Source organism: Arthrobacter alpinus, from assembly GCF_900105965.1.
GTDB lineage: Bacteria > Actinomycetota > Actinomycetes > Actinomycetales > Micrococcaceae > Specibacter > Specibacter alpinus.
The window spans coordinates 301,845-327,980 of record NZ_FNTV01000001.1; the positions used below are offsets into that span (position 1 = coordinate 301,845).

Consider the following 26,136-nt stretch of genomic DNA (forward strand, 5'->3'; position numbering starts at 1 on the left):
AGGAAATACATGTTTCAGTCCCGCCGCTCAGTCCTTCTTGTCGGTGCAACCCTGGCTGCGTCGCTGACCCTGGCGGCGTGCGGTGGGGCTGAAACAACAACCCCTGGTTCCGAGGGAACCGTCTCTGTGGTGGCAACAACCAATGTCTACGCGGACATCGCCAAGGCTGTTGGCGGAGACTACGTAAGCGTCCATGCGATCATCTCCGATCCCGCCGCCGATCCGCATGGCTACGAGGCCAATGCACAAGACAAACTCGCCGTCTCCAAAGCCCAAGTGGGCATCGAGAATGGTGGCGGGTACGACGACTTCTTCACCCAGCTCGCCAAGGGCCAGCTGGACTCTGCAGAGATCGTCAACGTCAGTGACATGTCCGGCCTCGATACCGGCGAGGGCTTCAACGAACACGTGTGGTATTCGCTACCCACCATGTCCAAGCTCGCAGATGATCTGGCGGCTCGCTTCAGCACAGCCCTGCCGGCCCAGAGTGGCGCTTTCACGGCCCAGGCCACCGCGTTCAAGACCAAATTGACGCTCATGATGACGCGGCTCCATGAACTGAAGGCCGGCCACGAAGGCGCCGGTGCCGCGGTCACCGAGCCGGTCCCGCTGTACCTGCTCGCCGAGGCTGGCCTCGTCAACAAGACCCCGGAAAAGTTCACCTCGGCCATTGAGAACGGGGCCGATGTGCCTGCCACAACGGTGGCGGAGGTGCTTGCCATTATGGCCTCCAAGGACGTGTCCCTGTTGGCCTACAACACCCAAACTGAGAGCCCGCAAACGCAGCAGGTCAAGGCGGCGGCCGAGGCCGCAGGCGTTCCCGTGGTGGATTTCTCCGAGACCCTTCCGGCCAACACGAGCTACCTCGACTGGATGCTTGGTAATGTTGCTAACTTGGAACAAGGACTAAATACAGTGGCCGGAAAATGACCTCATCGGCACCCTCGGTCATCACGCTCAAGCGTGCCACCTTGAAGTACGGCTCGCGCACCCTGTGGCAAGATCTCAACTTGGATGTTCGCCCCGGTGAATTCCTAGCCGTCTTAGGCGCCAATGGCAGCGGTAAAACGAGTTTTCTGAAGATTCTTTTGGGCTTGGCTCCCTTGAGCTCCGGCCAGATCATGCTCGACGGCGTGCCCGCCAAACGCGGCAGCCGTGCCATTGGCTATGTTCCCCAGCAAAAGCACTTTGCCCCGGACACAGCCCTGCGCGCGCGCGACTTGGTGGGCTTGGGCGTGGATGGCGACAAATGGGGCTTTCGGCTCCGTGGCCGCGCCTACCGTCAACGTGTGGACGAACTTCTTGAAATGGTTGGCGCCGCCAGTTACGGGAAAATTCCCGTCGGCATGCTCTCCGGTGGCGAGCAGCAGCGGTTGCGGATTGCCCAGGCACTGGCATCTAATCCGAAGGTCCTGCTGTGTGACGAGCCGCTGTTGTCCCTGGACATGCACCACCAAAAAGCCGTGAGCGCGCTGGTAGCCGAACAAGCCAAGGCGAACGGCACCGCCGTCGTCTTTGTCACGCATGAAATCAACCCGATCTTGGAACACGTGGACAGGGTCCTGTACCTGGCCGGAGGCCGTTTTACGCTCGGCACCCCGGAGCAAGTTATGCGAACCGAGGTGCTTTCCAAGCTCTACGGAACCAACGTCCAGGTGCTCAACGTCGAGGGGCGCCTGGTTGTAGTGGGGCGCCCGGACTCCGTCATTGACGGACACGTTGATCCGGAACTGCAGGTCACCGATGCACCCGCCACAGATGCTGCGCGCGGACGGGGGATCGCATGAACTGGGCAGATTTCACCAACGCGGTCTTTAATTTCTCCAACTACGGCGAATTGCTTCCACTATTTCGAGACACACTCCTAGCCGGAGCCATTCTTGGTTTGGTGGGTGGCTTGGTGGGCACCTTTGTCATGATGCGCGATCTTGCCTTCGCCGTTCATGGCATCGCGGAGTTGTCCTTTGCCGGTGCCGCGTTCGCGCTGCTGATTGGCGCGGATGTGATTTTTGGATCGCTCGTGGGCTCCATTGCAGCCGCACTGCTACTGGGGGCCATGGGTGTTAGGGCCAGGGAGAAGAACTCCGTCATCGGCGTGATCATGCCGTTTGGCTTGGGTCTGGGAATCTTGTTCCTCTCGCTGTATGAGGGCAGGTCCGCGAATAAGTTTGGCCTGCTGACGGGCCAGATCGTTTCGGTCGATTCCACGCAGCTCTCGGTGCTGGGCGGCACTGCCCTGATTGTGATTGTTGGCCTCGCCTTGATTTGGCGCCCACTCACCTTTGCCAGCGTGGATGCCGATATTGCCGCAGCTCGGGGGATTCCGGTGCGCACACTGTCGCTGGCGTTCATGTTCTTGCTGGGCATCGCCGTGGCGTTGTCCATTCAGGTGGTTGGCTCGCTGCTGGTTTTGGCCCTGCTCATCACGCCGGCCGCGGCAGCGTTGCAGGTTACGGCAGCCCCGCGCATGGTGGTGCTGCTCAGCGTGGCCTTCGCCATGATCTCCACCGTGGGCGGCATCATGCTGGCCTTGGGTGGCAGCATCCCGATCAGCCCCTATGTGACAACATTGTCCTTTGTGATTTACCTGTTGTGCAGGGTGGCAGGATCCGTGCGCCGTCGCCGAGGCTGGTCCACGCGGCCCGCGCTGTAGTTGACGAACTTATCCGCAGACCTCACCGTGGGTTCGGCGTAGAGGCATTTATCCGCTGAACTCACCATGAGTTTCGCGTATGCGTTCAGGCCCAACTGGGTCTAGCGTTAATTCATGGAGTGGTTGGGCGCTGCTTGGTTCGGATCTGCGGACTATCAGGTTGCACGATTCGTCCTCCAGCGCGGCATCGCGGCGATCTACATGATTGCATTCATCTCCAGCGCCCTGCAATTTCCGGCATTGCTGGGGGAGCGGGGTCTGCTTCCCGTGCCACGCTATGTCGCAGGCGTACGCCGAACGCCCGGCCCCACACTCTTTAGCCGGCACTATTCGGACGCATTGTTGCGCACGGTCGCGTGGACAGGGGTGGTCCTGGGTGCATCAGTGGTGCTTGGCCTGCCCCAGCAGGGCCCGCCCTGGATGCCCATGGTGGTGTTCCTTTCACTGTGGCTGTTGTACATGTCAATCGTGAATGTTGGGCAAGTCTTCTACGGGTTTGGGTGGGAAATCCTCCTGCTTGAAGCCGGCTTCCTTGCCGCTTTCCTTGGCTCGAATCAAACCACGACGCCGGTCATCACCATCTGGCTGCTGCGCTGGCTCGTGTTCCGGCTCGAGTTTGGTGCCGGCATGATCAAGCTGCGCGGCGATGGGGCGTGGCGCGACCTGACAGCCCTGTACTACCACCATGAAACCCAGCCAATGCCCAATCCGCTCAGCTGGTGGTTTCATCATCTGCCCAAGCCACTGCACAAGGTGGAGGTGGTGGGAAACCACTTTGCCCAGCTGATAGTGCCGTTCCTATTGTTTGCACCTGCGCCCATCGCCACCTGGGCCGCGGCAGTGGTGATCGTGACCCAGTGCTGGCTTCTGCTCTCAGGGAACTTTGCCTGGCTCAATGCAGTGACGGTGGTGCTGGCGTTTTCCGCCGTCTCTCTTCCGGATGCCACCTGGCCTGCCGTCCCTGGGTCGAGCGGCACCGAGGTTCCGGGGATGCCGTTCTGGTTTGCCGGCGTCGTGCTTGCCGTGGGGGCTCTCATGCTGGTGCTGAGTTGGTGGCCGCTGAAGAACTTGTTCTCCCGAAACCAGATCATGAACGGCAGTTTCAACCGCTGGCGACTGGGCAACGCCTACGGGGCGTTCGGGAGCATCACGCGCGATCGCCACGAGGTGGTGGTTGAGGGTTGGGATGGGCGCACCTGGCGCGAATACGGTTTTCATGGCAAGCCTGGGGATCCCGCGCGTCTGCCCCGGCAGTTTGCGCCTTACCACCTGCGGCTGGATTGGATGATGTGGTTCCTGGCCCTGGGACAACCGGGCATGGGCTGGTTTCTGCCATTTCTGGGGAAATTGCTGGCGGCGGATCAGGCCACACTTAAGTTGCTCCGGCATGACCCCTTTGGTGGGCAGGCGCCCCTGCAGCTGCGTGCCCGGGTCTTCGCCTACCGCTACACCAGCTGGCGTGAGTGGCGGGCGACTGGTGCCTGGTGGGTTCGGGAGCCGTTGGGAATGCTGGTGCCACCCATCGGCGCGGGCCCGCCAACGCCTGAAAGCTAGTCGGCCTCGTTGTACCGCGCAAGCGCAGCGGCGAAGGTGGCAATTTCCGAATCAGTCCACCCTGACAAGCGGTCCTTGACCACGTCTTGATGCGCTGCCGTGGACGAGGCCAGCTGGATCCGGCCAAGCTCAGTCAATGCCAGAATCCGGCCCCGGCCAGATGTCTCCGCCCCGGTGGAATTGTCCTTGCCGCCCGTTTCATGATCCTGGTAGTGGACCAGTCCAAGGCCAATCAACGTGTTGATCTGCCGTGACACAGTGGATCGGTTCAGGGCGAAAGCAGTGGCAATGTCCGTAGCCCGGGTGCCCGCCGTGGTGGCGATGAAGCGCAGCAGCGAATGCTCAACAAATGTCAGCGGATGGTCGATGATGCGCGAGCGCGCGTTGGAACGGCGGGAAATTTCACGCAGCTGGCCAAAGACGGCTTCAACATCGCTGTCGCGCGGGGTGGTGTCCATGTCCTCAGCCTAGTACCTGTTGCATGAAACAACACTCAATGTTGCATTATGCAACATTAGGCGTAGGGTTAACGGAATAATGACGACTCACAACACGCACCTTGCCACCATCGATCCCGATCCCCTTGTGGATTCCTCGGAGCCTGCACAGATCTTGCATAGTCCGAAAACCCGTCCGAAGAACCTTCCGGAGCGCGTGCCGGCGGCGGCCTGGCGAAAGCTTGGCCTGACGATGCTGATCCCCTTTTTCCTTGCCGCCGTCATGGGGCTGGCCTATTTGGGAGCCTTCCACGAGCCTCACCCCCACAATGTGCAGGTGGCTGTGGTGGGAGATACGGCCGCCACAAAGGTGTTTGCACAAACACTCAAGGACAAGGCAGGGCAGGCCTTGGATGTGCGAACGGTTCCCGATGTTGCCAGCGCTCGAACCTTGATTGCCCAACGCGAATTGGCTGCCGCCTACGAGCCCGGGACTGCGAACGCCACTTTGTTCCTCTCGAGCGCAGCCTCGGAAACCACTGCCAACATCACTCAAAAGATCTTCATGCCCGTGGCCTTCTCGCAAAATCTGCCCTTCCAAGTCGTTGACGTGGTGCCCGTGGGTAGCCATGACAGCACTGGGCAAGGCTTGTTCTTCATGCTCGTGGCCTTGAGCATTGGCGGCTACGCCAGCTCAGTGCCGTTGTCAGGCTTCATGGGCAGGGTTCGCTTGCGAACGCGCTTTGCCCTGGCACTGGCGGCCGGCGCCGTGGTCTCCGCGATTGGCGTGGTGATAGCGGGCCCGGTCTACAACGTGTTGCAGGGAGCTGTGTGGGGGACCTGGCTGTTGTCGTGGCTGTACGTCAGCGCCATCGTGATGCTCGGGATGGGGCTGCATCCCCTGTTACGTCACTGGACGACGCCGATCCTGACGCTGCTCTTTGTGGCTCTGAACTTTACAAGTTCCGGTGGCATCTTTGCCCCTGCCATGCAGCCTGGCCTCTTCGGCGGGCTCAACGCCTTCTGGAACGGAGCTGCTTGGTATCAGGCAGCCCAAAATCTTGCCTATTTCCCCGGCCAGGACATTGCATTTGATGTTCTGAAACTGGCCTTGTGGCTGGTACCCGGCGCCCTCCTCATGGTCCTCACACACGTGTGGAGTGAACGAAAAATTCGCCTTGCCAATGAGAACGCCCGCATCCGCGAGGTTGAGGGCGCAATAGCGGCTTAGGCTGCCGAGCACTCCGGGCACAGGCCGTAGATTTCCACGGTGTGCTGGACCTGGGTGAAACCGTTGTCCGCTGCAATGCGTGCGGCCCAGCTCTCTACAGCTGGCGCCTCCACCTCCACGGTCTTCCCGCAGTTGCGGCACAGGAGGTGGTGATGATGGCTCGTGGCATTGCAACGCCGGTACACGGCCTCGCCCTCGCCATTGCGCAGGCTGTCCAGAAGTCCTTCATCGGCCATGGAGGCCAGGATGCGGTAGGTGGTGGCCAGCGAGACGGGTGTGCCTTGTTCGTGGAGCAGTCGGTGCAGTTCCTGGGTGCTGACAAAGTCATCCAGCGTGTCCATGGCCGCGCTGATGGCCACGCGCTGCTTCGTGACGCGCTGTTCCTTCATCGGGACATCATTCAATGCGCCAACTCACTTTCTCATTGCTGGATCCAGTCATCCAGACTATCGCACCTGCCCGGGATCACCCCTGTTGGTGTCACCATGGCACGGCCGGGGAGAGAGGCATATGCTGGCAGCATGTTGCTGACTAAATTCACTCACGCCTGTGTCCGGATCGAGCAGGATGGGCGCGTACTGGTTCTTGACCCAGGAGTTTTTTCGGAATCCGAGGCGGCCCTCGCCGGAGCTGATGCCGTCCTGATCACGCACGAACATGCGGATCACTTCGATGCGCAGGCCCTCACAGCAGCCTTGGCCGCAACGCCCAGGCTAGCCATTCATGCGCCGGCCGGTGTTGCCAGTGCCCTGCGATTGAAGGTTCCGGAGCATGCTGCCAGCATTTTCGATGCCGCTGCCGGTGAACGCTTCACCGTGGCCGGATTTGCCGTGCAGTGCTTTGGCGGTCAGCACGCTCTCATCCACCCATCCGTCCCCGTGGTCGCCAATCTTGGCTATTTGATCGACGACGATCTCTACCACCCAGGAGATTCGCTCATTGTTCCCGACGGCGTCAGTGTGGGCACCTTGCTGGTGCCCGTACATGCACCCTGGTCCAAGGTTTCCGAGGTGGTGGACTTTGTGGTGTCTGTGCGAGCTCCGCATGCCTACCAAATCCACGAGGCGCTGCTGAACGAAAACGGCCTGGCATTCACCGAAGCCCATATTGCCCGAATTGGGGCCCTGCACGGCGTGAAATTCCAGCACTTGAACACCGGTCAGTCGGTGGATCTCTAGCCCTGCCACACCCCGGTGGCGAAGAAATCGTCAAGGGATGCGAGGTGCGGGGAGGGGTCCAGGCCCTTGGCATCCAGCCACGCGGGGTTGTTGTAGCTGCCCACATAGCGTTCACCGCCGTCGCACATGAGCGTGACGATGCTGCCCTTTTCACCGGCGGCCACCATCTGTGCAATCAACTGCCACACGCCCCACAGGTTGGTTCCGGTGGAGGGTCCGGCGTGCAGGCCCGTCAGCTTCTTGAAGTGCATCATGGCCGCCACGGAGGCGGCGTCCGGGATTTCCAGCATGGAGTCAATGACGCCGGGGACGAAGCTGGGCTCAACCCGTGGGCGGCCAATCCCCTCAATGCGGGAGGAATTGCCGGTGACTACGGATAAGTCCTGGTTCTTCCATGCCGGGTAGAACGCCGAGCCTTCCGGGTCCACAACCATCAAGCGCGAGGAATGGCCGTGATACCGGATGTAGCGTCCGATCGTGGCGGAAGTGCCGCCGGTGCCGGAGCCCACCACCACCCAGGACGGTTCCGGGAATCTCTCGTGCGCCAGCTGGTTGAAGATGGATTCGGCGATGTTGTTGTTCCCGCGCCAATCCGTGGCCCGTTCGGCATAAGTGAATTGGTCCATGTAATGCCCGTTGGTCTCGGCGGCAATACTCGCAGCGGCCGCATAAACCTCATCGGCGTGGTCCACAAAGTGACAGCGGCCGCCAAATTGCTCGATCAGGGCGATCTTTTCCGGGCTGGTCCCGGCCGTCATGACGGCCACGAAATCCAGCCCCAACAGCTGCGCAAAATACGCCTCGGACACCGCCGTGCTTCCCGAACTGGCCTCCACAATGGTGGTTCCCTCATTGATCCACCCGTTGACAAGGCCAAAGAGGAACAGCGAGCGGGCCAGTCGATGCTTGAGGCTGCCGGTGCGGTGGCAGGATTCGTCCTTCACAAACAGGTCAACACCCCAGTGCTCAGGAAGCTCAATCTTATAAAGGTGGGTGTCGGCAGAGCGGTTGTTCTCCGCTTGCAGCGTTGCAATGGCGGCGTGGGTCCAGGACCGGGAAACGGGTACGGCAGTCATACTCATCAGGGTATCGTGAGGTGGCCGCAACGCCATTGTCGTTCGAAGGCCATCGTGGGGAAGTACATTTGTTGGTGGACCACAAGAAATTCTCCCAAGGAGCCGCCATGTCAATCCTGATGAACGTTGCCCAACTGCAGGAGCGCATATCCGCCGGAAAGCGGACAGTGCTGCTGGATGTGCGCTGGGTGCTGGGCGATCCCCACGGCCATGACCACTATCTGTCCGGACACATTCCCGGGGCCGTCTTTGTGGACATGGACGCGCAGCTGGCCTCCCATGGGCGTCCCGAAGATGGCCGCCACCCGCTGCCCACCGAGGCCGATTTTGCCCAAACCGTGCGGACCTGGGGCATTAACGGCGGTGACACTGTTGTGATTTACGACGACGCCGGGTCTGCCGCCGCTGCCCGCGCTTGGTGGCTGCTGGGCTACTCAGGCATAGCCAACGTTTACCTGCTCGACGGCGGTTTGGCGCCCTGGCGGGCCGCCGGCCTTCCCCTGGAGCAAGGCGAGGAAACAGCGGAACCAGGTGACGCCGTCGTCCGCTATGGGGCGAAGGAAACTATTGACAGCGACGGTGCCGCCGCGTGGGCAGGTATCCTGCTCGATGCGCGGGCGGGGGAGCGGTACCGGGGGGAGGTGGAGCCCATGGATCCGCGGGCCGGGCACATTCCGGGAGCCGTGAGCGCGCCAACTACGGAGAATCTGGCCCCGGACAAGACGTTTTTGCCGGCAGCGTGGCTTGGGGCACGGTTTGCCGCGTTGGGTGTTGCGCCGGGAAGTTCCGTGGCCGTGTATTGCGGATCGGGTGTGACGGCGGCACATCAAATTGCCGCGCTGGAGATCGCCGGATTTAGGGCTGCACTCTATCCGGGATCGTGGTCGGCGTGGTCCAATCAGCCTGGGCGGCCGGTTGCCACGGGTGCTGACGGCGATAGGGTTGAGGGATGACCCAAGTTAAAGTTTATTCAGCAGTATCGGCCACCTCAGGGCTTCGCCCCGGCAAAGTGGAGCGCCGCGAACCCGGACCCCACGATGTTGCCATCGACATTGAATTTTGCGGGCTGTGCCACTCGGATGTGCACACCATCCGGTCCGAATGGGGACCGGCAAAGTACCCGCTGGTGCCCGGCCACGAGATCGTCGGCGTCGTGAGCCGGGTGGGTGATTCCGTTGAAGGCTTTACGGTTGGCCAGCGCGTAGGCGTGGGCTGCATGGTGGACTCCTGCCGCGAATGCGATTCCTGCCTCGAGGGCTTTGAGCAGTACTGCGAAGCCGGAAACGTCGGCACCTACGGCTCAGTTGACCGGCGCAATGGGGACGTCATTACCCAGGGCGGTTACTCACAGGGCATCGTGGTGGATGAAAACTACGTCGTGCACATCCCCGAAGGCATGGATCCGGCAGCCGCCGCACCGCTGTTGTGTGCCGGAGTCACCACATACTCGCCGCTGCGCTACCTTGACGTTCAGGAGGGTGACGCGGTGGGCGTGATTGGCTTGGGCGGATTGGGCCACATGGGAGTCAAGATTGCCAAAGCCCTGGGTGCAACGGTGACGGTCTTCACCACCTCACCGGCCAAGGCCCCTGACGCGCTGGCGCTCGGTGCCGACAACGTTGTGGTGTCTTCAGATCCCGAGGCAATGGCTTCCGCCAAGGGAACGCTAAACGTCATCCTGGACACGGTTGCCGCAGTTCACGACCTCAACCCCTACATGCGTACCTTGGCCCGGGATGGTGCCCTGATCCAACTGGGGTTGCCCTCCGAGAAGATGCCGCCGGTCGATCCGGGGCTGCTGATCCGCAAGCGCCTCGCCTACGGTGGGTCCTTGATTGGCGGTATCGCCGAGACGCAGGAAATGCTTGATTTCTGTGCCGAGCACGGCATCGCCTCAGACATTGAAATGGTCAAGGCCACCGAGCTGGACGAGGCCTACGACCGCATGGTGGTTGGCGACGTCAAATACCGCTTTGTGCTCGACGTGGCCACCATCTAACTCTTTAGGAGCATTTCTTGAGCACTTTATTCAGCAAGATTATTAGCGGTGAGATCCCCGGGCGTTTCATTTGGAAGGACGAGGATTGTGTTTCCTTCCTGACCATTGGGCCCATCACCGATGGCCACGTCCTGGTGGTTCCGCGCCAGGAAGTGGACAAGTGGACCGACGCCTCACCGGATCTCATGGCAAAACTCATGAGTGTTTCGCAGAGCATCGGACAAGCCCAGCTGGCTGCCTTTGGGGCTCCCCGCTCCGGTGTGATCGTGGCGGGTTTTGAGGTTGAGCACCTGCATATTCATGTGTTCCCGGCCTATGGGCTGGAAAACTTCAGCTTTGCCGCCGTGGATAACAACCCTGATCCGGCTGTCCTGGACGCCAACGCTGAAAAGTTGCGGCTCGCCCTGCGCGAGGCCGGACACGGAGAGTTCGTCCCCGAGGCTTAACACCGCGATTCATGCACACCGTTAGTGCCGAATGTGGCGCCACTTCCAATGTGGCGCCACATTCGGCGTTAACCACGCGCAGAAGCAAACGACGGCGCCTGGTTGCGTGGGTGGCTACGTCCGGGACGGGATGAATGCCGCCCGAAAAATGGCACGCGCCCTTGCCGCTGCGTCGGCGCGCTCGCCAACAGGGGTTCGTGCCAAGAGCATGGCCAGCATCGAGATGGCCAGCATGACATCGGCGGCCTCCACATGATGCGCTATTCGCCCCTGTTCTTGATCGCGAGCTAAAAGTGCCGCCACAACCGCCGTCATCCGCGTGGCCAGGTGTTCGGTGCGTTCATCGCGCTCTGATGTGATCATGTCTATCAGGGCCGTCGATGTGATTACCTGCTCCGCCACGCTGTTAAAAAGATCAACGAGCGTCGAATCGGTGCGGGCGCCCAGCTCTTCCAGCGCGGTGATGTTGTCATCAAAAACAGCAACCGCCAGGGAAATCCTGTCCGGGAAATGGCGGTACAGGCTGCCCTGCCCCACCCCGGCAAGCTTGGCTACGGAACTCAGCGGCGCCATGAAGCCGGACTCGGCAAATACCTCTCGCGCTGCTGCTATCAGGGCAGCCCTATTGGCAGGTCCGGCACTGGGTCCAAGGTTTACTTTCGCTTTCGTTGACACGGGGCCAGTCTATAACCGGACAGTGCTGTCCGGTAGTCTTGTGGAAGGCAAGGACCCATTTTGAACAGTGGGACCGCGAAGTTGAACTGGCGATGATGGGCGCTTCCCTCTAGGCAGGCCTACGAATGCCACACCAGTCAGCGCCACACCTACCCATGAAACGGAGAACATTCTCTTATGAGCAACAACCCCAACAACCTCAGCGGCGAGTCAACTATCAGCACCTGGCTGGCGGATCCTGCCGGTGGCCCCGTGTTCCGCGCAATGTTGGCCCAGGGTGGTCAGGACGGCGAGTCGCTGCGCCCCGTGTCCAAGATGGCGCTGAACCGCCTCGTGCAGGTCAGTCAGGGTGCGTTCACCCAGGAGATGGTGGATGCTCTGGTCCTGCGTGTGGAGGCCGGGGACATCCCTGTCGAAACCGCGGCCCAGGCTCCCGTCGAGGCAAGTGGCCCGGAGACTCCGCCCTGGGTTGAGAAGGTCACCACGGGCCGCTTTTCGGGTAAGACGATCATCATCACGGGTGCCGGTTCAGGCATTGGCCGGGCTACGGCGTCTCGTGTTGCCCGTGAGGGTGGCCGGGTTGTCGCCGTCGACATTTCCGCCGAGCGCCTGGCCGATTTTGCCGCTTCCCTGCCCGAGGGCAATATCGTCTCGGTTTCCGGTGATATTACCGACGACGCCGCCGTGGCAGCCATCGTTGAGGCCGCCGGTGAGCGCATTGACGGTTTGGCCAACATCGCCGGGATTATGGACAACATGACGCCCGTTCACGAGGTAGCCGACGATGTTTGGAACCGTGTGTTCAACATCAACGTCAATGGCACCATGAAGCTCATGCGCGCCGTGGTCCCTGCCATGCTTGCCCAGGCGCAGGGTTCCATTGTCAACGTGGCCTCCGAGGCTGCGCTGCGCGGTTCGGCCGCGGGAGCTGCATACACGGCGTCCAAGCACGCCGTCGCCGGCCTGACCAAGAGCAGCGCGTTCATGTACGGTCCCAGCGGAATCCGCGTCAACGCCGTCGCACCGGGCCCGGTCATCACCAACATCGAAGCCAGGTTCGACTCCGAGCTCGGTGCAAGTCGTGTCCGCCGTGCCATGGCGGTTCTGCCCGATCCTGTTGAAGGTGATGCGCTCGCAGCCTCCATTACGTTCCTCCTCAGCGACGACGGCGTCAATGTCAACGGCGTCATCCTGCCCTCCGACGGCGGCTGGTCGGCAGCCTAAATCCTCCGGTTTCTGCGCACGGCTGCGAACGAATAGTGCGCCACTTTCGAAGTGGCGCACTATTCGCCATTGACGGGACGCAGAATTTACACACCACCCGTGGGTTAGCATTCTCGTAATGGGTACCTGTGGATACAAATTTGATGCTGGTTGGGGTGGTTGTTCCATGAGAAGTGCCATGACGGGACGGATTCAGTGAGCGGGCGCGATCCCGGCTCACCCTCTGGACGCACACCCCAGTGGGTGCATGACGAAGAGGTCCAGCGGCTGGTCGGCGCCATGCAGGGCGACAGCTCCGTGGCGAAGCCGCGTCACCGGTTCGGCCGCGGCCGTTCGACCAAGGCAACCGTGAAGCGGCGATCCCCGGCAAGAGTGCTGCTGACAGTGTGCACGGCTCTGGCGATTGTCGGGGCAGGTGTCTGGTACGTGAGTCCCGATCTGGGTGAGAAGATCTCAACGGCCATTGTTGGCGAGCAGTTCCACGAGCCAGGCTCAGGCAGCATTCTCAATGCGGGGAGCCAATGGTCCGCGGGCTATCCGCCCCGGGGCATCGAAGCGGACAAGAACCCTCTGGGGCAACCCGCCATGCCTGCCCAGAGCAGTGACAGCTACACCTTCATTGATGACGCGGGAGCTTTTGTTGCTTACGACCCCTGCCGCCCCATCCACTATGTGACGCGCCCAGACAACGCGCCGCCGGGTGGCCAGCAGCTGATTGCCGATGCCGTGGCTGCCGCGTCAAAGGCAGCGGGATTGGTGTTCATCGACGACGGCGAAACCACCGAGGGCTTCAGCGAAGACCGCTCGGTGTACCAGCCTGACAGGTATGGGGAACAGTGGGCGCCGGTGCTTTTCGTGTGGGAAACGCCGAAGGATGAACCCCAATTCGCCATCGACGAGACGCCCGGCGTGGAGAATGTGGCAGGTCTGGGCGGCAGCCAGCCAATCGTGGGTGAGGCGGGCAGCCGAGTGTATGTCACCGGCACGGTTCAGCTCAACGAGCTCGTCTTTGACAATCTCCTGACGGCGCCCAACGGCACTGCGCTCGCCGGTGGGATTGTCCAACATGAACTGGGGCATGTTCTTGGGCTGGGCCACGTACAGGACCCAACCCAATTGATGTATGAACACGGGCAGCAGGACATCACCAGCTATGCGGACGGCGACCTCACCGGGCTCGCGAAACTTGGCCAGGGGAAGTGCTACGCCAACCATTGATGGAGCGCTTGGGCTAGGACATCGCCTTTGCCAATGCCACCCGAATACGTTTCTCAGAGACCGAATACGCCGTCCCCAGCTCCACGGCAAACAAGCTGACGCGCAGTTCCTCGATCATCCAGCGCACATGCTCGAGCCCGGCAGTTGACCGTTGGGCGGGCAGCAAAGCCGCCACGGCGTCGTCGTACTCGTCCTCCAAGCGCTGCACCGCAGCCATCGACTGCCCGTCGCGATTCACATTTGACGGCAGCTTCTCCAGCCGCTTCTCAATCGCTGTGAGGTAGCGCGGCAGTTGGCTGAGCTGGGCAAAGCCGGTCTTGGCCACGAACCCTGGATAGACCAGCAGTTCCAGTTGTTGCTTGATGTCGTTGAGCGCACTGATGAGCGGCAGGCTGGTGGTTGCCCGCAGCGCTTTTTGGATGCGCATAGTGGAGGCCAAGACCCGTTCGACGACGGCCGTCACCGAGAACACCGTGTCGATCAGTTCCGCGCGCACCACTTCATACAGCGCGTCGAATTCTTCTTTGCTCCACGGCAACGCGGCGGGGGTGAGCTTGTCGATCGTGGCCAAGGTGCAATCGGCAATCAGCTCCGTGACGCTGCCGTGCGGGTTCTGGCTGAACGTGAGCTTTTCGGTGTTGCTCAGGTGATCCAGAACGTATCGATCCGGCGACGGAACACGCAGGGCCAAAAGACGGATGACGCCGCCGCGCATGGCAGCTTCTTGCACGTCCTGGCGCTGGAACACACGAATTCCGGCCAGGGAACCCTCATCGATCAGTGCCGGATAACCCGTCACGGTGTGCCCGCCCACCAGACGCTTGACCTCGCGGGGCAGGGTGCCCACGTTCCATTCGGTCAGGCCGGAACGTTCCTGGATGCCATCAGCTACAGGGCCCACGGCCGCGAGGGACCCGCCACGAGCTTGCGAGTGGGGGGAGCGGCTGGGGATCGGACCCGGCGCTCCCGCTGCCTGTGCACCTTTCGCTGGGGCGCCCTTGCCGTTCATTCCGGCAGGCACACCGAGCGTGGTCCGGCTGGCCTGGGTGGTCTTGGGTGTAGCCCCCAACGATTCCGCGATGGCGCGGCGGGTGGCGCCTGCCAGTTGAGCCTGCAGGGCCGCCAGGTCCTGTCCTTCTTCCAGGACGCCGCCATTTTTTTCCACCACGGAGAACGCCATGCGCAAATGCGAGGGCACGGCGTCCCAATTCCATGAGCCCGGCGGGATCACATGCCCCTTGATGCGTCGCAGGGCAAGCTCCAGCGACGCCTCCAGTCCATCAATTGACGGGTCAAAATCCTCGGCCAGCGACGCCGCAGCCTGCTTGGCAACATCCGGCGCCGGAATGAAGTTCTTCCGGATCGCCTTGGGCAGCGACTTGATCAGCGCCGTCACCAGCTCGGCCCGCAGCCCGGGGATCTGCCACCTGAACGGGGCTTCGGAGAGCTGGTTCAGGAACAACAACGGAACCTGCACCGTCACGCCGTCGGACGGGTTGGGCGCAGCACCGGGGGCGGTGGGGTGGAACTCGTAGGACAGGGGCAGCTCAAACTCGCCCTGGGTCCAGGTCTTGGGGAAGGCCGCCTCATCGAGGGCGGGTTCCTCGGCCATGACCACCTGGGTGTCGAAGTCCAGCAATGCGGCGTTCGTGTGGCGGGCGTCCTTCCACCACTTGTCGAAGTGCCGCTCGGACACCACGTCGGCACCCACGCGCTCGTCATAGAACTCAAAGAGCGTCTCGTCGTCCACGCGCAGGTCGCGCCGACGCATGCGGGTTTCCAGTTCCTCCACCTCGGCCAACAGGGCCTGGTTTCGGTGGAAGAACTTGTGGTTCGTGTGCCAGTCTCCTTCCACGAGGGCATGGCGGATGAACATTTCCCGGCTGAGTTCCGGATCGATCTTGCCGTAGTGGATGCGGCGGTCCGGCACAATCGGAACCCCGTACAGGGTGACCTTCTCGTGCGCCATGACGGAGCCCATTTTCTTGGACCAGTGTGGCTCGCTGTACGTGCGCTTGACCAGGTCCGGCGCCACCTGTTCGGCCCACAACGGGTCAAACTTGGCGGCCACGCGCGCCCAGAGACGCGAGGTCTCCACGAGTTCGGCGGCCATGACCCAATCGGGCGACTTCTTGAACAGGGCAGAGCCCGGGAACACCATGAACTTGGTGCCGCGCGCGCCGGCGTACTCACGCTTGCGCTGATCGTAGAGACCAATATGGCTCAACAGACCGGTCAGCAGCGACATGTGGATGGCGTCGTGGTTGGCCACCGGGTCAATGTCATTGCCGGAGATTTTGATATCCACGGACTTTGCCATCTGCTTGAGCTGGGTGAACAAATCCTGCCACTCACGCACGCGCAGGTAGTTGATGAATTCGGCCTTGCACAGGCGCCGGAACGCGCTGGAGGACAGCTCGTTCTGCTTCTCCTTGATGTACCGCCACAGATTCAGGAACCCGGTGAAGTCGGAGTTCTCGTCCTGGAAACGCTTGTGCTTTTCGGTGGCGAGTTGCTGCTTGTCGGTGGGGCGTTCGCGTGGATCCTGAATGGTGAGCGCCGCGGCGAGCACCATGACCTCGGCCGCAACGCCGCGCTTGGCGGCCTCCACGATCATCCGGCCCAGCCGTGGGTCAACCGGCAGCTGAGACAACTGACGTCCGACGCCGGTAATCCCGCCTTGGGCGCTCACGGCGCCCAGCTCGCGCAGGAGGGTGACGCCGTCGGTAATGGCGCGCGAGTCCGGCGGCTGCACGAACGGGAACTTCTCCACGTCCTTGGGGCCCTTGGCCACACCCATGGCGGTCATCTGCAGGATGACGGCGGCCAGGTTGGTGCGCAGGATTTCCGGATCCGTGAACTCACTGCGGGCGTTGTAGTCCTCTTCGGAGTAGAGGCGGATGCAGATGCCGTCCGAGACACGGCCGCAACGGCCCGAGCGCTGGTTGGCCGAGGCCTGGGAGACCCGCTCAATGGGCAGGCGCTGGACCTTGGTCCGGTGCGAATACCGGGAAATACGCGCGGTGCCGGTATCGATGACGTACTTGATGCCGGGCACCGTCAGCGAGGTCTCTGCAACGTTCGTGGCCAGCACAATGCGCTTGCGACTGCCGGGAGTGAACACGGCGTGCTGCTCGGCCAGTGAGAGCCGGGCAAAGAGCGGGAGGATTTGGACGTCTCGGAGCCGAGGATTGGTCTTGACCCGCCCGGCCAAGGCGTCGGCGGCATCACGGATTTCCCGTTCGCCGGAGAAGAAGATCAGGATGTCCCCGGGAGCTTCCTTGGACAACTCGTCCACGGCGTCGCACACGGCATCCAGCGGATCCCGGTCCTCTTCACTGTTGCCCCCGTCAAGCTGGCGGTCCGTGCGTGAGTCGAGGTCGTCGTCGTCCTCCCCATTGGCAGGGCCGCTGAGGGGGCGGTATCGGATGTCCACGGGGAAGGTGCGGCCGGAGACCTCGATGATGGGGGCCGGGCCTTCAGGGGAGGCGAAGTGGGTGGCGAAGCGCTCGGGATCGATCGTGGCCGAGGTGATGACGATCTTCAAATCTGGGCGCTTGGGCAGGATCTGGCGCAGATACCCCAAGATGAAGTCGATGTTCAGGGAGCGTTCGTGGGCTTCGTCGATGATGATGACGGAGTATTTGCGCAGCAGGCGGTCGCGCTGAATTTCCGCCAGCAAGATGCCGTCGGTCATGAGCTTGATTTTTGTTTGGGGGCCCACATGGCCGGTGAAACGGACCTGGAAGCCCACCTCTTCACCGATTTCCACGCCCATTTCGCTGGCGATGCGCTCGGCAACTGTGCGCGCTGCGAGGCGGCGTGGCTGCGTGTGGCCGATCAGCCCTTTCTCGGCGAGTCCCAGTTCCACGCACATTTTCGGGATCTGGGTGGTCTTTCCGGAGCCAGTTTCACCGGCGATGATGGTGACCTGGTTGGCGGCGATGGCAGCCATGATGTCCTCGCGGCGCTCCGAGACGGGCAGCGCGGCGGGGTAGGAGATAGTGAAAGTCATGGTGCCACCCAGTTTATGCGGTTATTGGTGCCGGAGTGCCTTTGAGTGCTGTGGCGCGGATGGTGAATGCACCCTTCGCCGCCATCACCAAAAGTACGACGCCGGCCAAGGCAAGTGCTGATCCCAGCGCCACGCAGGTGATTCCCAAGGCTGGTGACGCTGGTTCAGTGCCCAGCAAGCTCTGTCCGGTGGCCATGGCCGTGCCGCCCAAATAAGCCAACAGCGCACCGCTCGTGAACGTCAGGACAAGGCGGGCGGAGAGCTCTCGCCAGCTGCGGTCCAGGACTGTCATCCGCGGATCCGGCAGTGACGCTGTTTTTGCCATGCGCCGCAGTGCAAGCAGCGAGGAGCCTGTCAGGGCCAAGGCTGCAAGCGCCAAGGGAAGTGCGCCTTCCCAGCCTGGGTAGCTGGCATCCGCCTGAGCGCTCACCACGAGGAAAGCCAGGAAGGCGATCAAGGTGGCGAACGGCATGACGAAGTGTTTCTTTGCAGCGAGTCGCTGCCGGGCTGGCGTCGGACCCGCAGGCAAGGCCGTCGCAGGCAAGGCCGAGAACAGCAGCAATCCACCGCTGGCCGACAACCCTGCCGTGAGGGCCGTAGGCAGTCCAGCCTGGCCTGCTATGCCAATGGAAACCCTGAACAGAGCCGCGAACATGACCAGGGCGAAAACCATGCCAGCCGCCGGACGCAGTTGTGCTCGGAGCATGGCCTTGTTCTGCTCGGCTGCTGTCACGTGAGTTGGTGCCCGACCGGAGGCAATGGCCAGCGGTGCCTTTTTCTTGGTGATCCACGATGCCGTTGCCGTAACCGCCCATGCCAGGGCAGCGAGAATGGCAAGCACGGCAATCAATTTGGTCATGGAGGAAGTCTGTCACGGATGGGCGCAGCCCCCACTCTTACAACGCTGCGTCACTTTCCGGCGGTCCGGCCGCCAGCGGAGTCCGCGAGTTTTTGCAGCAGGGCCGCCAGCTGGGTCTGTTCTGCCTTGGTCAGCACTCCCGTGATGGCGTGCTCGGTGGCCAGATGATCGGGCAATGCCGCCTCGATCAGCTTTCGCCCGGCAGGGGTCAGGGCAACCAAGGTGCCACGTCCGTCGTCGGGGTTTACCTTTCGGGTCACCAGAGCCCGGCTCTCGAGCTTGTTCAGGCGTTGTGCCACGGCGCTGGTGGAGATCATGGAGTCGCGCGCCAGGGTGGCCGGGATGAGGCAATAGGGTGCTCCGCTGCGCAGGAGGGTGGCGAGGACGTCGAAGCTGGATGAATCCAGGTCATGCTTGGTGAACGTGGCTGCGAGCCGCGCATTGATAGCGGCCGAGGCCCTGCCCAGCCTCCCGATGACGGCCATGGGGGAAACGTCGAGGTGTGGCTTTTCAGCCTTCCACTGTTCGAGGATGCGGTCTAAATGATCGGTCATGGCACCAGTCTAGCAATTTGCTAAGCACTTAGTTATATTAGCTAAGTGCTTAGTAAAAAATTACCTTTGATCTTCATAACCGCTCTGGCTCCTGCACTGTGGGGGACCACCTACTTGACCGCGACCTTGTTTCTTCCTGAGGGTAGGCCGCTCCTTGCCGCGACCCTGCGGGCGCTTCCGGCAGGGCTGCTCCTGCTGGCGCTGTCCAGGCGATTGCCGCAAGGGTCATGGTGGTGGAAGTCCTGGGTATTGGGAATCCTGAATATCGGCGTATTTTTCGCGTTGCTGTTCGTGGCGGCCTACCGACTGCCAGGGGGAGTGGCAGCCATTGTTGGTGGCATTCAGCCGTTGCTGGTGGCGCTCTTGGCTAGCCGCGTACTTCACGAGAAATTGACGTTGACCCGGCTGCTCGCGGGCACCACGGGAGTGTTTGGCGTGGCTTTGATTGTGCTTCAATCCCAGGCGAGGCTGGATGGGCTGGGACTCGCCGCGGCAGCTGGCGGCACGCTTTCCATGGCGGCTGGAATGGTCCTTGCAAAGAAATGGGGCCAGCCCGTATCAAGGGGTGGTCGGCCGGTGTCCCCCCTGGCCACCACGGCCTGGCAGCTGGCGGCCGGCGGTGCCACCTTGTCCATCCTGTTGTTGATATTCGAGGGCCTGCCCACGGCTCCGCTGACCGTGCCAAACATCCTTGGCTACCTCTACCTGTCCCTCATAGGTACGGCCGTGGCCTATTTCTGCTGGTTCCGCGGACTGGCCCAGCTGCCGGCCGGCGCGGCGGCATTCCTGGGGCTGCTCAGCCCCGTCGTTGCCATTGTGCTTGGGTGGCTGGTGGCCGGCCAAGCGCTGAGTCCCTGGCAGTTGGTGGGTATTCTCGTGGTGTTGGCTTCCATTACGGCCGGCATCACCTTGAAGGGAACCACCCATGATCCTGGCAACGTTCGCGCTCGCCGACAAGAGCTTCCAGCTGCGCAGAGCCGTTGAGTCCGACGTCGGCCCCATCATCGAGCTGATTGCCCGTGACCAACTCCGTGCTGCCGTTGAATCTGCGGCGCCGGAGCGGAGAGAGCCCTATGTTGCCGCGTTCCACGCCATAGATGCCGACCCGGCCCATTTGTTGTGTGTCGTCGAGGGCCTTGTGGGCGACGGGGCGGCAGGCGAGGTGGTGGCTACGATGCAGCTGACGTTCTTGCCCGGTATGGCGCGAAGTGGGGCAACGCGTCTGCAGATCGAGGCAGTCCGGGTCGATGAACAACTGCGTGGCTTGGGCCTTGGCGGGGCCATGATCACCTGGGCTGTTGATGAAGCCCGACGGCGCGGTGCGGCCTTGGTGCAGCTGACAAGTGATGCTTCCCGCCTTGATGCCCACCGCTTCTACGAACGGCTGGGATTCACGCAGTCCCACGCGGGCTTCAAGCTGCAATTGCCCTGAGTGGCCTCCTGATTGGCTCGATAGGGGCCACTTTTAGGCCGTTCATTCCTCCATAGCTGCGGCTCGCGTGGTTGCCATCCACAGATTTGCCCGAATGGTTGAGATTGCCTTTTAGAAGCCAGTGGCCACACTTAGAATAGATGTAGCAGGGAATTTCAGAGTATTCAAATAAATATCCTCATGTTTTGAATATTCTCATGGTTCCGCAGAGTTGGCTTTGGCTCGGACAGCCGAAGCCGGATGTGCAGGCAGGTGGACGGCATGGCGGCACCGGAATGGCACGGCAGTGATCCCGGTCCCACGTCTGTGCCGTTTCCTGCCGGACTTGATGGGAAGGTGTCGCAAACTGCGGCCAACCCGTTTGCGCCCGGATCTGGAGATTCAGTGGCTGCTTCTGGCGGCGTGGACGGTTTGTCCGCCGTGGAGGCTGCCCCTGGATTACTGAACTTGAGCGCGGATCTTTTGGACCGCTGTGGCTCATTCTTCGACCCGGTCGTTTTGGCGCAGCTGGATGCAGCCCTTGCCCACGAATTGGCCCACCAGGCGCAGGAACAGTCCGCCAGGGCCAGCGAAGAAGTGGACCTCGCCATCAGGGAAGGGCGGCCTTCGGAAGCGTTGGTGCATCTTGTCCATCGATCCGCCACAGCCACATCTGTCGCCGCCAAGTCCGCGTCACAAGCAGCCTTGGCCAGCACTGTGGTTGAGTCCCTGGGCGGCTGTGTGGTGGGTGGCTCCGCGGTGAATGCGGTGGGGGCTTCGGGTGACGTGGATGCGGTGGGGGTCGCGGCGATGGGGCCCGGTTTCGATCCCAGTGTTGTTGATCGGGTGTGCGGCGCAGATCTGATTGATCTGATCGCAGGCCTTGAGGAAGCCAAGAATGGAATCGCCGCCGTTCAGGCGCAGGCCCAAACATTGTTTGTGGCGCAGCAGCGGCTTGATCAAGCACGGGCCGGTGTTCCCCGGGAGAGAATCGGGAAGGGAATTGCCCAACAAGTTAGCTTGGCCAGGCATGAGTCGCCCTACCGAGGACGGCAGCTCTGTCAGATGTCCGAGGTCTTGGTGCGGGAAATGCCGTACAGCATGAACGCCTTTGCCTTGGGTCAGATCAGCGAGTACAGGGTGGGGCAAGTTGTCGCAGAAACAGCATTCCTCTCACTGGAGGACCGTGCCACGGTGGATCAAAGGATCTGTGGAAACCCGGCCGCCGTTGCACTTCTGGGCACAAGGGAGCTATGCGCTGAAACCAGGAAAGCCGCTTACGCACTGCACCCTGAAGCCTTCGTCAAGCGTCGGAATAAGGCTCTTGCGGATCGCTACGTGTCCCTGCGGCCAGCCGCAGATGGCATGACGTTGTTAACGGCGCTGATTCCGTTGAAACAGGGAGTTCGCATTCTGGCCACGCTCACCAGAGTCGCCGAGCATGCCAAGGCGTCGGGGGACGATCGCGGCAAGGGGCAAGTCATGGCCGATGCCCTGATGCACCGTCTTGTCCACCATCCACCCTGCGATGACGGTGCCGGTGACGTTGGAGATCACCGCGGCGTGGAGGCGGAGCGTGGGGGAGACGTGGGCCGGACAAATCTCGGTCTGCCATTGTGCACAGGCGTGGACCAGCCGGAGATCACCCTGGAACTGGTCATGACAGACCGGTCCCTGTTTGGCGGTGCCAACGATCCCGCAATTCTGGTGGGACATGAGCCCATTCCCGCACCTACGGCCCGTGCCATGATCCTCGAGGGTGAAAACACCTATGGATTTGCACCACGGGTATGGCTCAAACGACTTTTCACTCATCCAGAGAGCAGGACACTGCTCGCCATGGACTCCCGGGCAAGACTGTTCCCTGAAGGGATTAAGGAGTTCCTGCGGTTACACGACCAACGCTGCCAAACGCCCTATTGCGACGCTCCGATCCGCGAGTACGACCATCTCAAAGCCTATGCGGCAGGTGGCGCCACGAATGTTCAGAATGGTCAGGGGCTCTGCAGCGCGTGCAATCAGGCCAAGGAAGCGCTGGGATGGACTTCCGAACGGTCCGACACGCCTGGTGCCGGGCCTCCGGGCGTCATCGTCCGAACGCCCACGGGACATCGCTACGTATCCACGGCGCCTGCGCTACCGGGATGAATGGCCGTCGCAATATGACCAAATCCCTGACAACAGGCTCATCGTTACCTAGGCTGATAGGCACACCTCGAGAACAGCCGTTCTCATGTTTGCGTGGAAAGGGATGTCATCATGGGACACATCACCGTCGGAACCGAAAATAGCACCTCAATCGAGCTGTACTACGAGGACCAGGGTGCAGGTCAGCCAGTCGTCCTGATTCATGGGTACCCCCTTGATGGGCACAGCTGGGAACGCCAAACACGTGAACTCCTCGACGCCGGCTACCGGGTTATCACCTACGATCGCCGGGGATTCGGCCAGTCAAGCAAAGTTGGCACAGGCTATGACTATGACACCTTCGCCGCTGACCTGAACACGATCCTTGAAACGCTCGATCTTTCCGATGTCACTTTGGTTGGGTTCTCCATGGGCACCGGCGAACTGGCCCGCTACGTCGCAAAGTACGGTCACGACCGCGTGGCCAGGCTTGCCTTCCTCGCCTCTCTCGAGCCTTTCCTTGTTGCAGGGGAAGACAACGCCGAGGGCGTTCCGCAGGAGGTGTTCGACGGCATTCTCGAAGCGGCAAAGGGTGACCGCTTCGCCTGGTTCACGAGCTTTTTCTCGAATTTCTACAACCTCGACGAAAACCTGGGCTCGAGGATCAGCCAGGAAACGGTCACTGCCAACTGGAACACCGCCGTCTCGAGCGCGCCCGTGGCCGCCTACGCCGTCGTCCCTGCATGGCTTGAGGACTTCCGCAAGGATGTTGAGGCGGTCCGGGCCAGCGGCAAACCTGCACTGATCCTGCACGGCACCAAGGACAACATCCTTCCCATCGACGCTACTGCCCGACGATTCCGCAAGGCCCTGCCCGAGGCGGACTACGTGGAAGTGGAAGGTGCTCCCCACGGTTTGTTGTGGACGCACGCCAAAGAGGTGAACGCCGCGCTGCTCGCGTTCGTTGGCAAGTAGCCGGCCGCTAGGGACAGGTTCCGATGCCTCGCCTAGGCGCCCGCACCCTTGGATGACCGAATGAGCTGTTGGTACCAGTAATAGGAGTCCTTGGGCGTGCGCTTCTGCGTTTCGTAGTCGATGTGGACCAAGCCAAAGCGTTGGGAGTAGCCTGCCGCCCACTCAAAGTTGTCCATGAGCGACCAATGAAAGTAGCCGCGAACATCCACCCCGGCTCCCATGGCGGCCGCCAAAGCCTGCAGATGGGCGTTTGTGTAGTCGATCCTGCGCACATCCGGAACCCGTCCGTCATCGTCCGGGCCAACGTTGTAAGCGGCGCCGTTTTCCGTGATGACAATGGGTGGGAGCTTGCTGCCGTAACGATCCTTGAAACCCAGCAGCAAGTCCGTGAGCGCATCGGGCACCACCGGCCAGTCAAAGTCGGTGCGCGGGTAGCCTTCCAACTCCCGCAGTTCGAAGGGCAGTGAGGCATCCAGTGCGTGTCCGTCGACCAGCGCCGCCCCGCCGGCCGTGGGCGCACCCACCAGAACAGGGTTGTAGCTGTTGACGCCGTACCAGTCGATGGGGACGGAAATGGTGGCTAAATCGCCGTCGGGCAGGGGTGGCAGGAATGGCGTCAACGCCCCGGGGTAGGCGCCGGTGAGGATGGGATCGGCAAACATCCGGTTGGTCAAGGCGTCATAGAGTCCGGCGGCCTGCTGATCTGCTTGATTCTCGCTGGCAGGCCACGTTGCCGCGTGGTTGTTCGCGATGCCAATGTTGCCTGCCCCGGCCGAGCGCAGCGCCTGGACGCCCAGCCCGTGTGCCAGAAGAAGATGCTGGGCCGCCGGCAGGGCATCAAAACCAAGCGCAAGCCCCGGGGCATGGATGCCGGCGCCGTAACCAAGGAGGGTCAGGGCAGCCGGTTCGTTGATGGTGATCCAGCGCGGGATTCTGTCGGCAAAATGCCCGCCAAGAACGGCGGCGTACTCGGCAAAGCGTTCGGCCGTATCGCGATTGAGCCAACCACCGGCCTGTTCAAGTTCCAGGGGAGTGTCCCAGTGGAAAAGAGTGGGGCTGGGCTGTATTCCGGCCTCGAGCAAGCCGTCAACCAATTTATCGTAAAAGCCAAGCCCGGCCCCGTTCACCGCTCCGCGGCCGCCGGGCTGAATGCGCGACCAGGAGAAACTGAAACGGTACGCATCGACGCCCAGCTCCTTCATGAGCGCAATGTCTTCTGGGTACCGATGGTAGTGGTCGCACGCGGTGTCTCCAGTGTCACCGTTGGTGATGCGGCCGGGTTCGGCCACGAACGCATCCCAACTGGAGCGCCCACGGCCGCCCGCCGTAGTGGCACCTTCAATTTGGTATGCGGCGGTGGACACACCCCACACAAAATCACGTGGGAACAAATCACTGGTGTTCTGGTTCATGCCAAACCCCTCGATGGCCGCAGTTGGAGATGAGCTTCACGGATCTGGCCGTCGAAGTCAAGGAATCAGCGATGCCGAAGGTTGAACTACAGATTAAAACTGGCGCGAATGGCGAGGTGGTCGCTGTCACCAGCGGGCATCAGTGAATTTGATGTGGCTGACATGCCACGTTGCAGGATGTGGTCCAGTCGGGTGACCGGCAGGGGCGAGACTGGCCACGAGAACCCTGCCAGGGGGTTGTCCTGCAGCGGCTCGTTGAGGTGTTGGGTGAGGAGGGAAAAGTGCCTATCCGTAGAGGCCGCATTGAAGTCACCCACGGCAATGACCTTTCCGCTCGGGTCCTCGGAAATAGTCTGGGCGAGGTTCGCCAGCATTGTGTCCCTGTCGGAGTGCTGGAATGGCCGGGCCGATGCCGCATGAACCACGTAGATGCGCACCAGCCCCGCAGGGGTCTGAAGATCGGCCGACAGGGCCCGATTCCAGCCCAGTCCCAGGCCTTCCGGCCGGGCGTTGAGAATTGGGTAGTTGCTCCACAGCCCAACCGTGCCGATCCGATAGGAGAACTCATAGTGGGGGTTGAGCTCGGCGTCGACAGCGCTCCGGGATGCGCCGTCGATCTCTTGCAGGGCAACCACCTCGGCGGCCGTGGCCGCAAGGACTCTCGCCGAGTCGGCCGCCGTGCCTGACCCGGCCTGCACGTTTTGACTGGCAACCGTCAGGGACGTTGCTGACGTCGCGGGGGCCGACCAGGCCAGTGGAACCATGCCCGGAAGGAACATGAATGACCAAATAACTGCCGGAACCATCACGGCGATCGCCAAGCGCTTGCGGCGGGCCATGATGGCCAGCAGGCCCAGTACGGGAATCAGGGTGCCAAACCAGATGAGTCCTGAATCCACAATGAGACCCAGACCGGCGATGTCGGGAAGCCGTGAATGAAAGGCCATGACGAATGCAAGGGCAAGGGAGCCGCTTGCAACAAGTATGCCAAGGTGCGGGAGGGGCCGGGACTGCTGAGCAGCGTGGTGTTGTTTGCGGAGCAATGCCATCGCCATAACGTTGCCACTGTTTTGTGGGTGAAAGCTGGGAGGG

At 61.9% G+C, this 26,136-nt stretch carries 24 protein-coding genes; 15 read left to right on the forward strand and 9 right to left on the reverse strand.

The genetic code is table 11. The features are described 5' to 3' along the window. The first annotated feature begins 9 nt into the window (after positions 1-9). The 4 genes from BLV41_RS01345 to BLV41_RS01360 all read left to right on the forward strand — a co-directional run bounded on the left by BLV41_RS01345 (position 10) and on the right by BLV41_RS01360 (position 4,207). On the forward strand, positions 10-930 hold the full coding sequence (locus tag BLV41_RS01345; protein WP_074709859.1) for a metal ABC transporter solute-binding protein, Zn/Mn family: 921 nt from the start codon (positions 10-12) through the stop codon (positions 928-930). Continuing rightward, positions 927-1,787 (forward strand): metal ABC transporter ATP-binding protein, encoded by an 861-nt coding sequence (locus BLV41_RS01350; RefSeq protein WP_074709862.1) that lies wholly within the window; start codon positions 927-929, stop codon positions 1,785-1,787. The genes BLV41_RS01345 and BLV41_RS01350 overlap by 4 nt, the downstream gene beginning before the upstream one ends. Beyond that, the gene (locus BLV41_RS01355; protein WP_044571685.1) at positions 1,784-2,653 is read left to right on the forward strand and encodes a metal ABC transporter permease; all 870 of its coding nucleotides are present in this window, start codon (positions 1,784-1,786) and stop codon (positions 2,651-2,653) included. The genes BLV41_RS01350 and BLV41_RS01355 overlap by 4 nt, the downstream gene beginning before the upstream one ends. Positions 2,654-2,767: 114 nt before the next feature. Further along, entirely contained in the window at positions 2,768-4,207 is a 1,440-nt protein-coding gene (locus BLV41_RS01360; RefSeq protein ID WP_074709865.1) for a lipase maturation factor family protein, read from the forward strand. Here BLV41_RS01360 and BLV41_RS01365 read toward each other — a convergent pair. Continuing rightward, positions 4,204-4,665 carry a MarR family winged helix-turn-helix transcriptional regulator gene (locus BLV41_RS01365; RefSeq protein WP_074709868.1) on the reverse strand — a complete coding sequence of 154 codons (462 nt, stop codon included), beginning with the start codon at positions 4,663-4,665 and terminating at the stop codon, positions 4,204-4,206. The two genes, BLV41_RS01360 and BLV41_RS01365, sit on opposite strands and share 4 nt — an antisense overlap. Positions 4,666-4,744: 79 nt before the next feature. On the opposite strand from BLV41_RS01365, the gene BLV41_RS01370 reads away from it, so the two are divergent. Continuing rightward, the gene (locus BLV41_RS01370) at positions 4,745-5,875 is read left to right on the forward strand and encodes a hypothetical protein (protein ID WP_083360535.1); all 1,131 of its coding nucleotides are present in this window, start codon (positions 4,745-4,747) and stop codon (positions 5,873-5,875) included. On the opposite strand, the gene BLV41_RS01375 is transcribed toward BLV41_RS01370, so the two are convergent. Then, on the reverse strand, positions 5,872-6,264 hold the full coding sequence (locus BLV41_RS01375) for a Fur family transcriptional regulator (protein ID WP_044571678.1): 393 nt from the start codon (positions 6,262-6,264) through the stop codon (positions 5,872-5,874). The two genes, BLV41_RS01370 and BLV41_RS01375, sit on opposite strands and share 4 nt — an antisense overlap. 132 nt (positions 6,265-6,396) lie before the next feature. Here BLV41_RS01375 and BLV41_RS01380 point away from each other — a divergent pair, with 132 nt between their 5' ends. Next, complete coding sequence (locus BLV41_RS01380) at positions 6,397-7,053, forward strand: MBL fold metallo-hydrolase (RefSeq protein ID WP_074709871.1); 657 nt, start codon at positions 6,397-6,399, stop codon at positions 7,051-7,053. Here the strand turns inward: BLV41_RS01380 and BLV41_RS01385 are convergent. Beyond that, on the reverse strand, positions 7,050-8,129 hold the full coding sequence (locus BLV41_RS01385; RefSeq protein WP_244516687.1) for a PLP-dependent cysteine synthase family protein: 1,080 nt from the start codon (positions 8,127-8,129) through the stop codon (positions 7,050-7,052). The two genes, BLV41_RS01380 and BLV41_RS01385, sit on opposite strands and share 4 nt — an antisense overlap. Positions 8,130-8,236: 107 nt before the next feature. Between BLV41_RS01385 and BLV41_RS01390 the strand changes: the two genes are divergently transcribed. Genes BLV41_RS01390 through BLV41_RS01400 form a run of 3 tightly spaced genes read left to right on the forward strand, consistent with a single transcriptional unit; the run spans position 8,237 to position 10,574 of the window. Then, entirely contained in the window at positions 8,237-9,082 is an 846-nt protein-coding gene (locus BLV41_RS01390; RefSeq protein ID WP_074709877.1) for a sulfurtransferase, read from the forward strand. Next, positions 9,079-10,128 carry an NAD(P)-dependent alcohol dehydrogenase gene (locus BLV41_RS01395; RefSeq protein ID WP_074709879.1) on the forward strand — a complete coding sequence of 350 codons (1,050 nt, stop codon included), beginning with the start codon at positions 9,079-9,081 and terminating at the stop codon, positions 10,126-10,128. Before BLV41_RS01390 ends, BLV41_RS01395 begins: the two co-directional genes overlap by 4 nt. 17 nt (positions 10,129-10,145) lie before the next feature. Next, a complete protein-coding gene (locus BLV41_RS01400; RefSeq protein WP_074709882.1) occupies positions 10,146-10,574 on the forward strand; it encodes an HIT family protein in 429 nt (142 codons plus the stop codon). A 114-nt stretch (positions 10,575-10,688) separates the two neighbouring features. On the opposite strand, the gene BLV41_RS01405 is transcribed toward BLV41_RS01400, so the two are convergent. Next, positions 10,689-11,249, reverse strand: a complete 561-nt coding sequence (locus tag BLV41_RS01405) for a TetR family transcriptional regulator (protein ID WP_074709885.1) — start codon at positions 11,247-11,249, stop codon at positions 10,689-10,691. A gap of 177 nt (positions 11,250-11,426) precedes the next feature. Between BLV41_RS01405 and BLV41_RS01410 the strand changes: the two genes are divergently transcribed. Then, positions 11,427-12,473 carry an SDR family NAD(P)-dependent oxidoreductase gene (locus tag BLV41_RS01410; protein WP_074709887.1) on the forward strand — a complete coding sequence of 349 codons (1,047 nt, stop codon included), beginning with the start codon at positions 11,427-11,429 and terminating at the stop codon, positions 12,471-12,473. Between the two features lie 195 nt (positions 12,474-12,668). Then, a complete protein-coding gene (locus BLV41_RS01415; protein WP_074709890.1) occupies positions 12,669-13,691 on the forward strand; it encodes a matrixin family metalloprotease in 1,023 nt (340 codons plus the stop codon). A gap of 13 nt (positions 13,692-13,704) precedes the next feature. On the opposite strand, the gene hrpA is transcribed toward BLV41_RS01415, so the two are convergent. The 3 genes from hrpA to BLV41_RS01430 are packed head-to-tail and all read right to left on the reverse strand — an operon-like array spanning position 13,705 to position 19,119. Beyond that, on the reverse strand, positions 13,705-17,706 hold the full coding sequence (gene hrpA, locus BLV41_RS01420; protein WP_074709893.1) for an ATP-dependent RNA helicase HrpA: 4,002 nt from the start codon (positions 17,704-17,706) through the stop codon (positions 13,705-13,707). A 13-nt stretch (positions 17,707-17,719) separates the two neighbouring features. After that, complete coding sequence (locus BLV41_RS01425) at positions 17,720-18,565, reverse strand: hypothetical protein (protein WP_074709896.1); 846 nt, start codon at positions 18,563-18,565, stop codon at positions 17,720-17,722. A 50-nt stretch (positions 18,566-18,615) separates the two neighbouring features. Next, on the reverse strand, positions 18,616-19,119 hold the full coding sequence (locus BLV41_RS01430) for a MarR family winged helix-turn-helix transcriptional regulator (RefSeq protein WP_074709898.1): 504 nt from the start codon (positions 19,117-19,119) through the stop codon (positions 18,616-18,618). A gap of 66 nt (positions 19,120-19,185) precedes the next feature. Here BLV41_RS01430 and BLV41_RS01435 point away from each other — a divergent pair, with 66 nt between their 5' ends. The 4 genes from BLV41_RS01435 to BLV41_RS01450 all read left to right on the forward strand — a co-directional run bounded on the left by BLV41_RS01435 (position 19,186) and on the right by BLV41_RS01450 (position 23,632). Next, a complete protein-coding gene (locus BLV41_RS01435) occupies positions 19,186-20,103 on the forward strand; it encodes an EamA family transporter (RefSeq protein ID WP_244516689.1) in 918 nt (305 codons plus the stop codon). Next, positions 20,045-20,551, forward strand: a complete 507-nt coding sequence (locus BLV41_RS01440; RefSeq protein ID WP_074709904.1) for a GNAT family N-acetyltransferase — start codon at positions 20,045-20,047, stop codon at positions 20,549-20,551. The genes BLV41_RS01435 and BLV41_RS01440 overlap by 59 nt, the downstream gene beginning before the upstream one ends. A 261-nt stretch (positions 20,552-20,812) precedes the next feature. After that, entirely contained in the window at positions 20,813-22,678 is a 1,866-nt protein-coding gene (locus tag BLV41_RS01445; protein WP_139244175.1) for an HNH endonuclease, read from the forward strand. 111 nt (positions 22,679-22,789) lie between these two features. Then, positions 22,790-23,632, forward strand: a complete 843-nt coding sequence (locus BLV41_RS01450; RefSeq protein ID WP_074709906.1) for an alpha/beta fold hydrolase — start codon at positions 22,790-22,792, stop codon at positions 23,630-23,632. Positions 23,633-23,664: 32 nt separating this feature from the next. On the opposite strand, the gene BLV41_RS01455 is transcribed toward BLV41_RS01450, so the two are convergent. Together BLV41_RS01455 and BLV41_RS01460 are read right to left on the reverse strand one after the other, a co-directional pair. After that, a complete protein-coding gene (locus BLV41_RS01455; protein ID WP_074709909.1) occupies positions 23,665-25,044 on the reverse strand; it encodes a GH1 family beta-glucosidase in 1,380 nt (459 codons plus the stop codon). 86 nt (positions 25,045-25,130) lie between these two features. Continuing rightward, positions 25,131-26,093: an endonuclease/exonuclease/phosphatase family protein gene (locus BLV41_RS01460; RefSeq protein ID WP_170835401.1), complete on the reverse strand. Its 963-nt coding sequence runs from the start codon at positions 26,091-26,093 to the stop codon at positions 25,131-25,133. Positions 26,094-26,136: the final 43 nt, after the last annotated feature.

Bases quoted from the DNA above. Each gene is read 5' to 3' on its own strand.
- BLV41_RS01345 (WP_074709859.1), top strand. From the start codon at position 10: ATGTTTCAGTCCCGCCGCTCAGTCCTTCTTGTCGGTGCAACCCTGGCT.
- BLV41_RS01350 (WP_074709862.1), top strand. From the start codon at position 927: ATGACCTCATCGGCACCCTCGGTCATCACGCTCAAGCGTGCCACCTTG.
- BLV41_RS01355 (WP_044571685.1), top strand. From the start codon at position 1,784: ATGAACTGGGCAGATTTCACCAACGCGGTCTTTAATTTCTCCAACTAC.
- BLV41_RS01360 (WP_074709865.1), top strand. From the start codon at position 2,768: ATGGAGTGGTTGGGCGCTGCTTGGTTCGGATCTGCGGACTATCAGGTT.
- BLV41_RS01365 (WP_074709868.1), bottom strand. From the start codon at position 4,665: ATGGACACCACCCCGCGCGACAGCGATGTTGAAGCCGTCTTTGGCCAG.
- BLV41_RS01370 (WP_083360535.1), top strand. From the start codon at position 4,745: ATGACGACTCACAACACGCACCTTGCCACCATCGATCCCGATCCCCTT.
- BLV41_RS01375 (WP_044571678.1), bottom strand. From the start codon at position 6,264: ATGAAGGAACAGCGCGTCACGAAGCAGCGCGTGGCCATCAGCGCGGCC.
- BLV41_RS01380 (WP_074709871.1), top strand. From the start codon at position 6,397: ATGTTGCTGACTAAATTCACTCACGCCTGTGTCCGGATCGAGCAGGAT.
- BLV41_RS01385 (WP_244516687.1), bottom strand. From the start codon at position 8,129: ATGACTGCCGTACCCGTTTCCCGGTCCTGGACCCACGCCGCCATTGCA.
- BLV41_RS01390 (WP_074709877.1), top strand. From the start codon at position 8,237: ATGTCAATCCTGATGAACGTTGCCCAACTGCAGGAGCGCATATCCGCC.
- BLV41_RS01395 (WP_074709879.1), top strand. From the start codon at position 9,079: ATGACCCAAGTTAAAGTTTATTCAGCAGTATCGGCCACCTCAGGGCTT.
- BLV41_RS01410 (WP_074709887.1), top strand. From the start codon at position 11,427: ATGAGCAACAACCCCAACAACCTCAGCGGCGAGTCAACTATCAGCACC.
- hrpA (WP_074709893.1), bottom strand. From the start codon at position 17,706: ATGACTTTCACTATCTCCTACCCCGCCGCGCTGCCCGTCTCGGAGCGC.
- BLV41_RS01425 (WP_074709896.1), bottom strand. From the start codon at position 18,565: ATGACCAAATTGATTGCCGTGCTTGCCATTCTCGCTGCCCTGGCATGG.
- BLV41_RS01430 (WP_074709898.1), bottom strand. From the start codon at position 19,119: ATGACCGATCATTTAGACCGCATCCTCGAACAGTGGAAGGCTGAAAAG.
- BLV41_RS01440 (WP_074709904.1), top strand. From the start codon at position 20,045: ATGATCCTGGCAACGTTCGCGCTCGCCGACAAGAGCTTCCAGCTGCGC.
- BLV41_RS01445 (WP_139244175.1), top strand. From the start codon at position 20,813: ATGGCGGCACCGGAATGGCACGGCAGTGATCCCGGTCCCACGTCTGTG.
- BLV41_RS01450 (WP_074709906.1), top strand. From the start codon at position 22,790: ATGGGACACATCACCGTCGGAACCGAAAATAGCACCTCAATCGAGCTG.
- BLV41_RS01455 (WP_074709909.1), bottom strand. From the start codon at position 25,044: ATGAACCAGAACACCAGTGATTTGTTCCCACGTGATTTTGTGTGGGGT.
- BLV41_RS01460 (WP_170835401.1), bottom strand. From the start codon at position 26,093: ATGGCATTGCTCCGCAAACAACACCACGCTGCTCAGCAGTCCCGGCCC.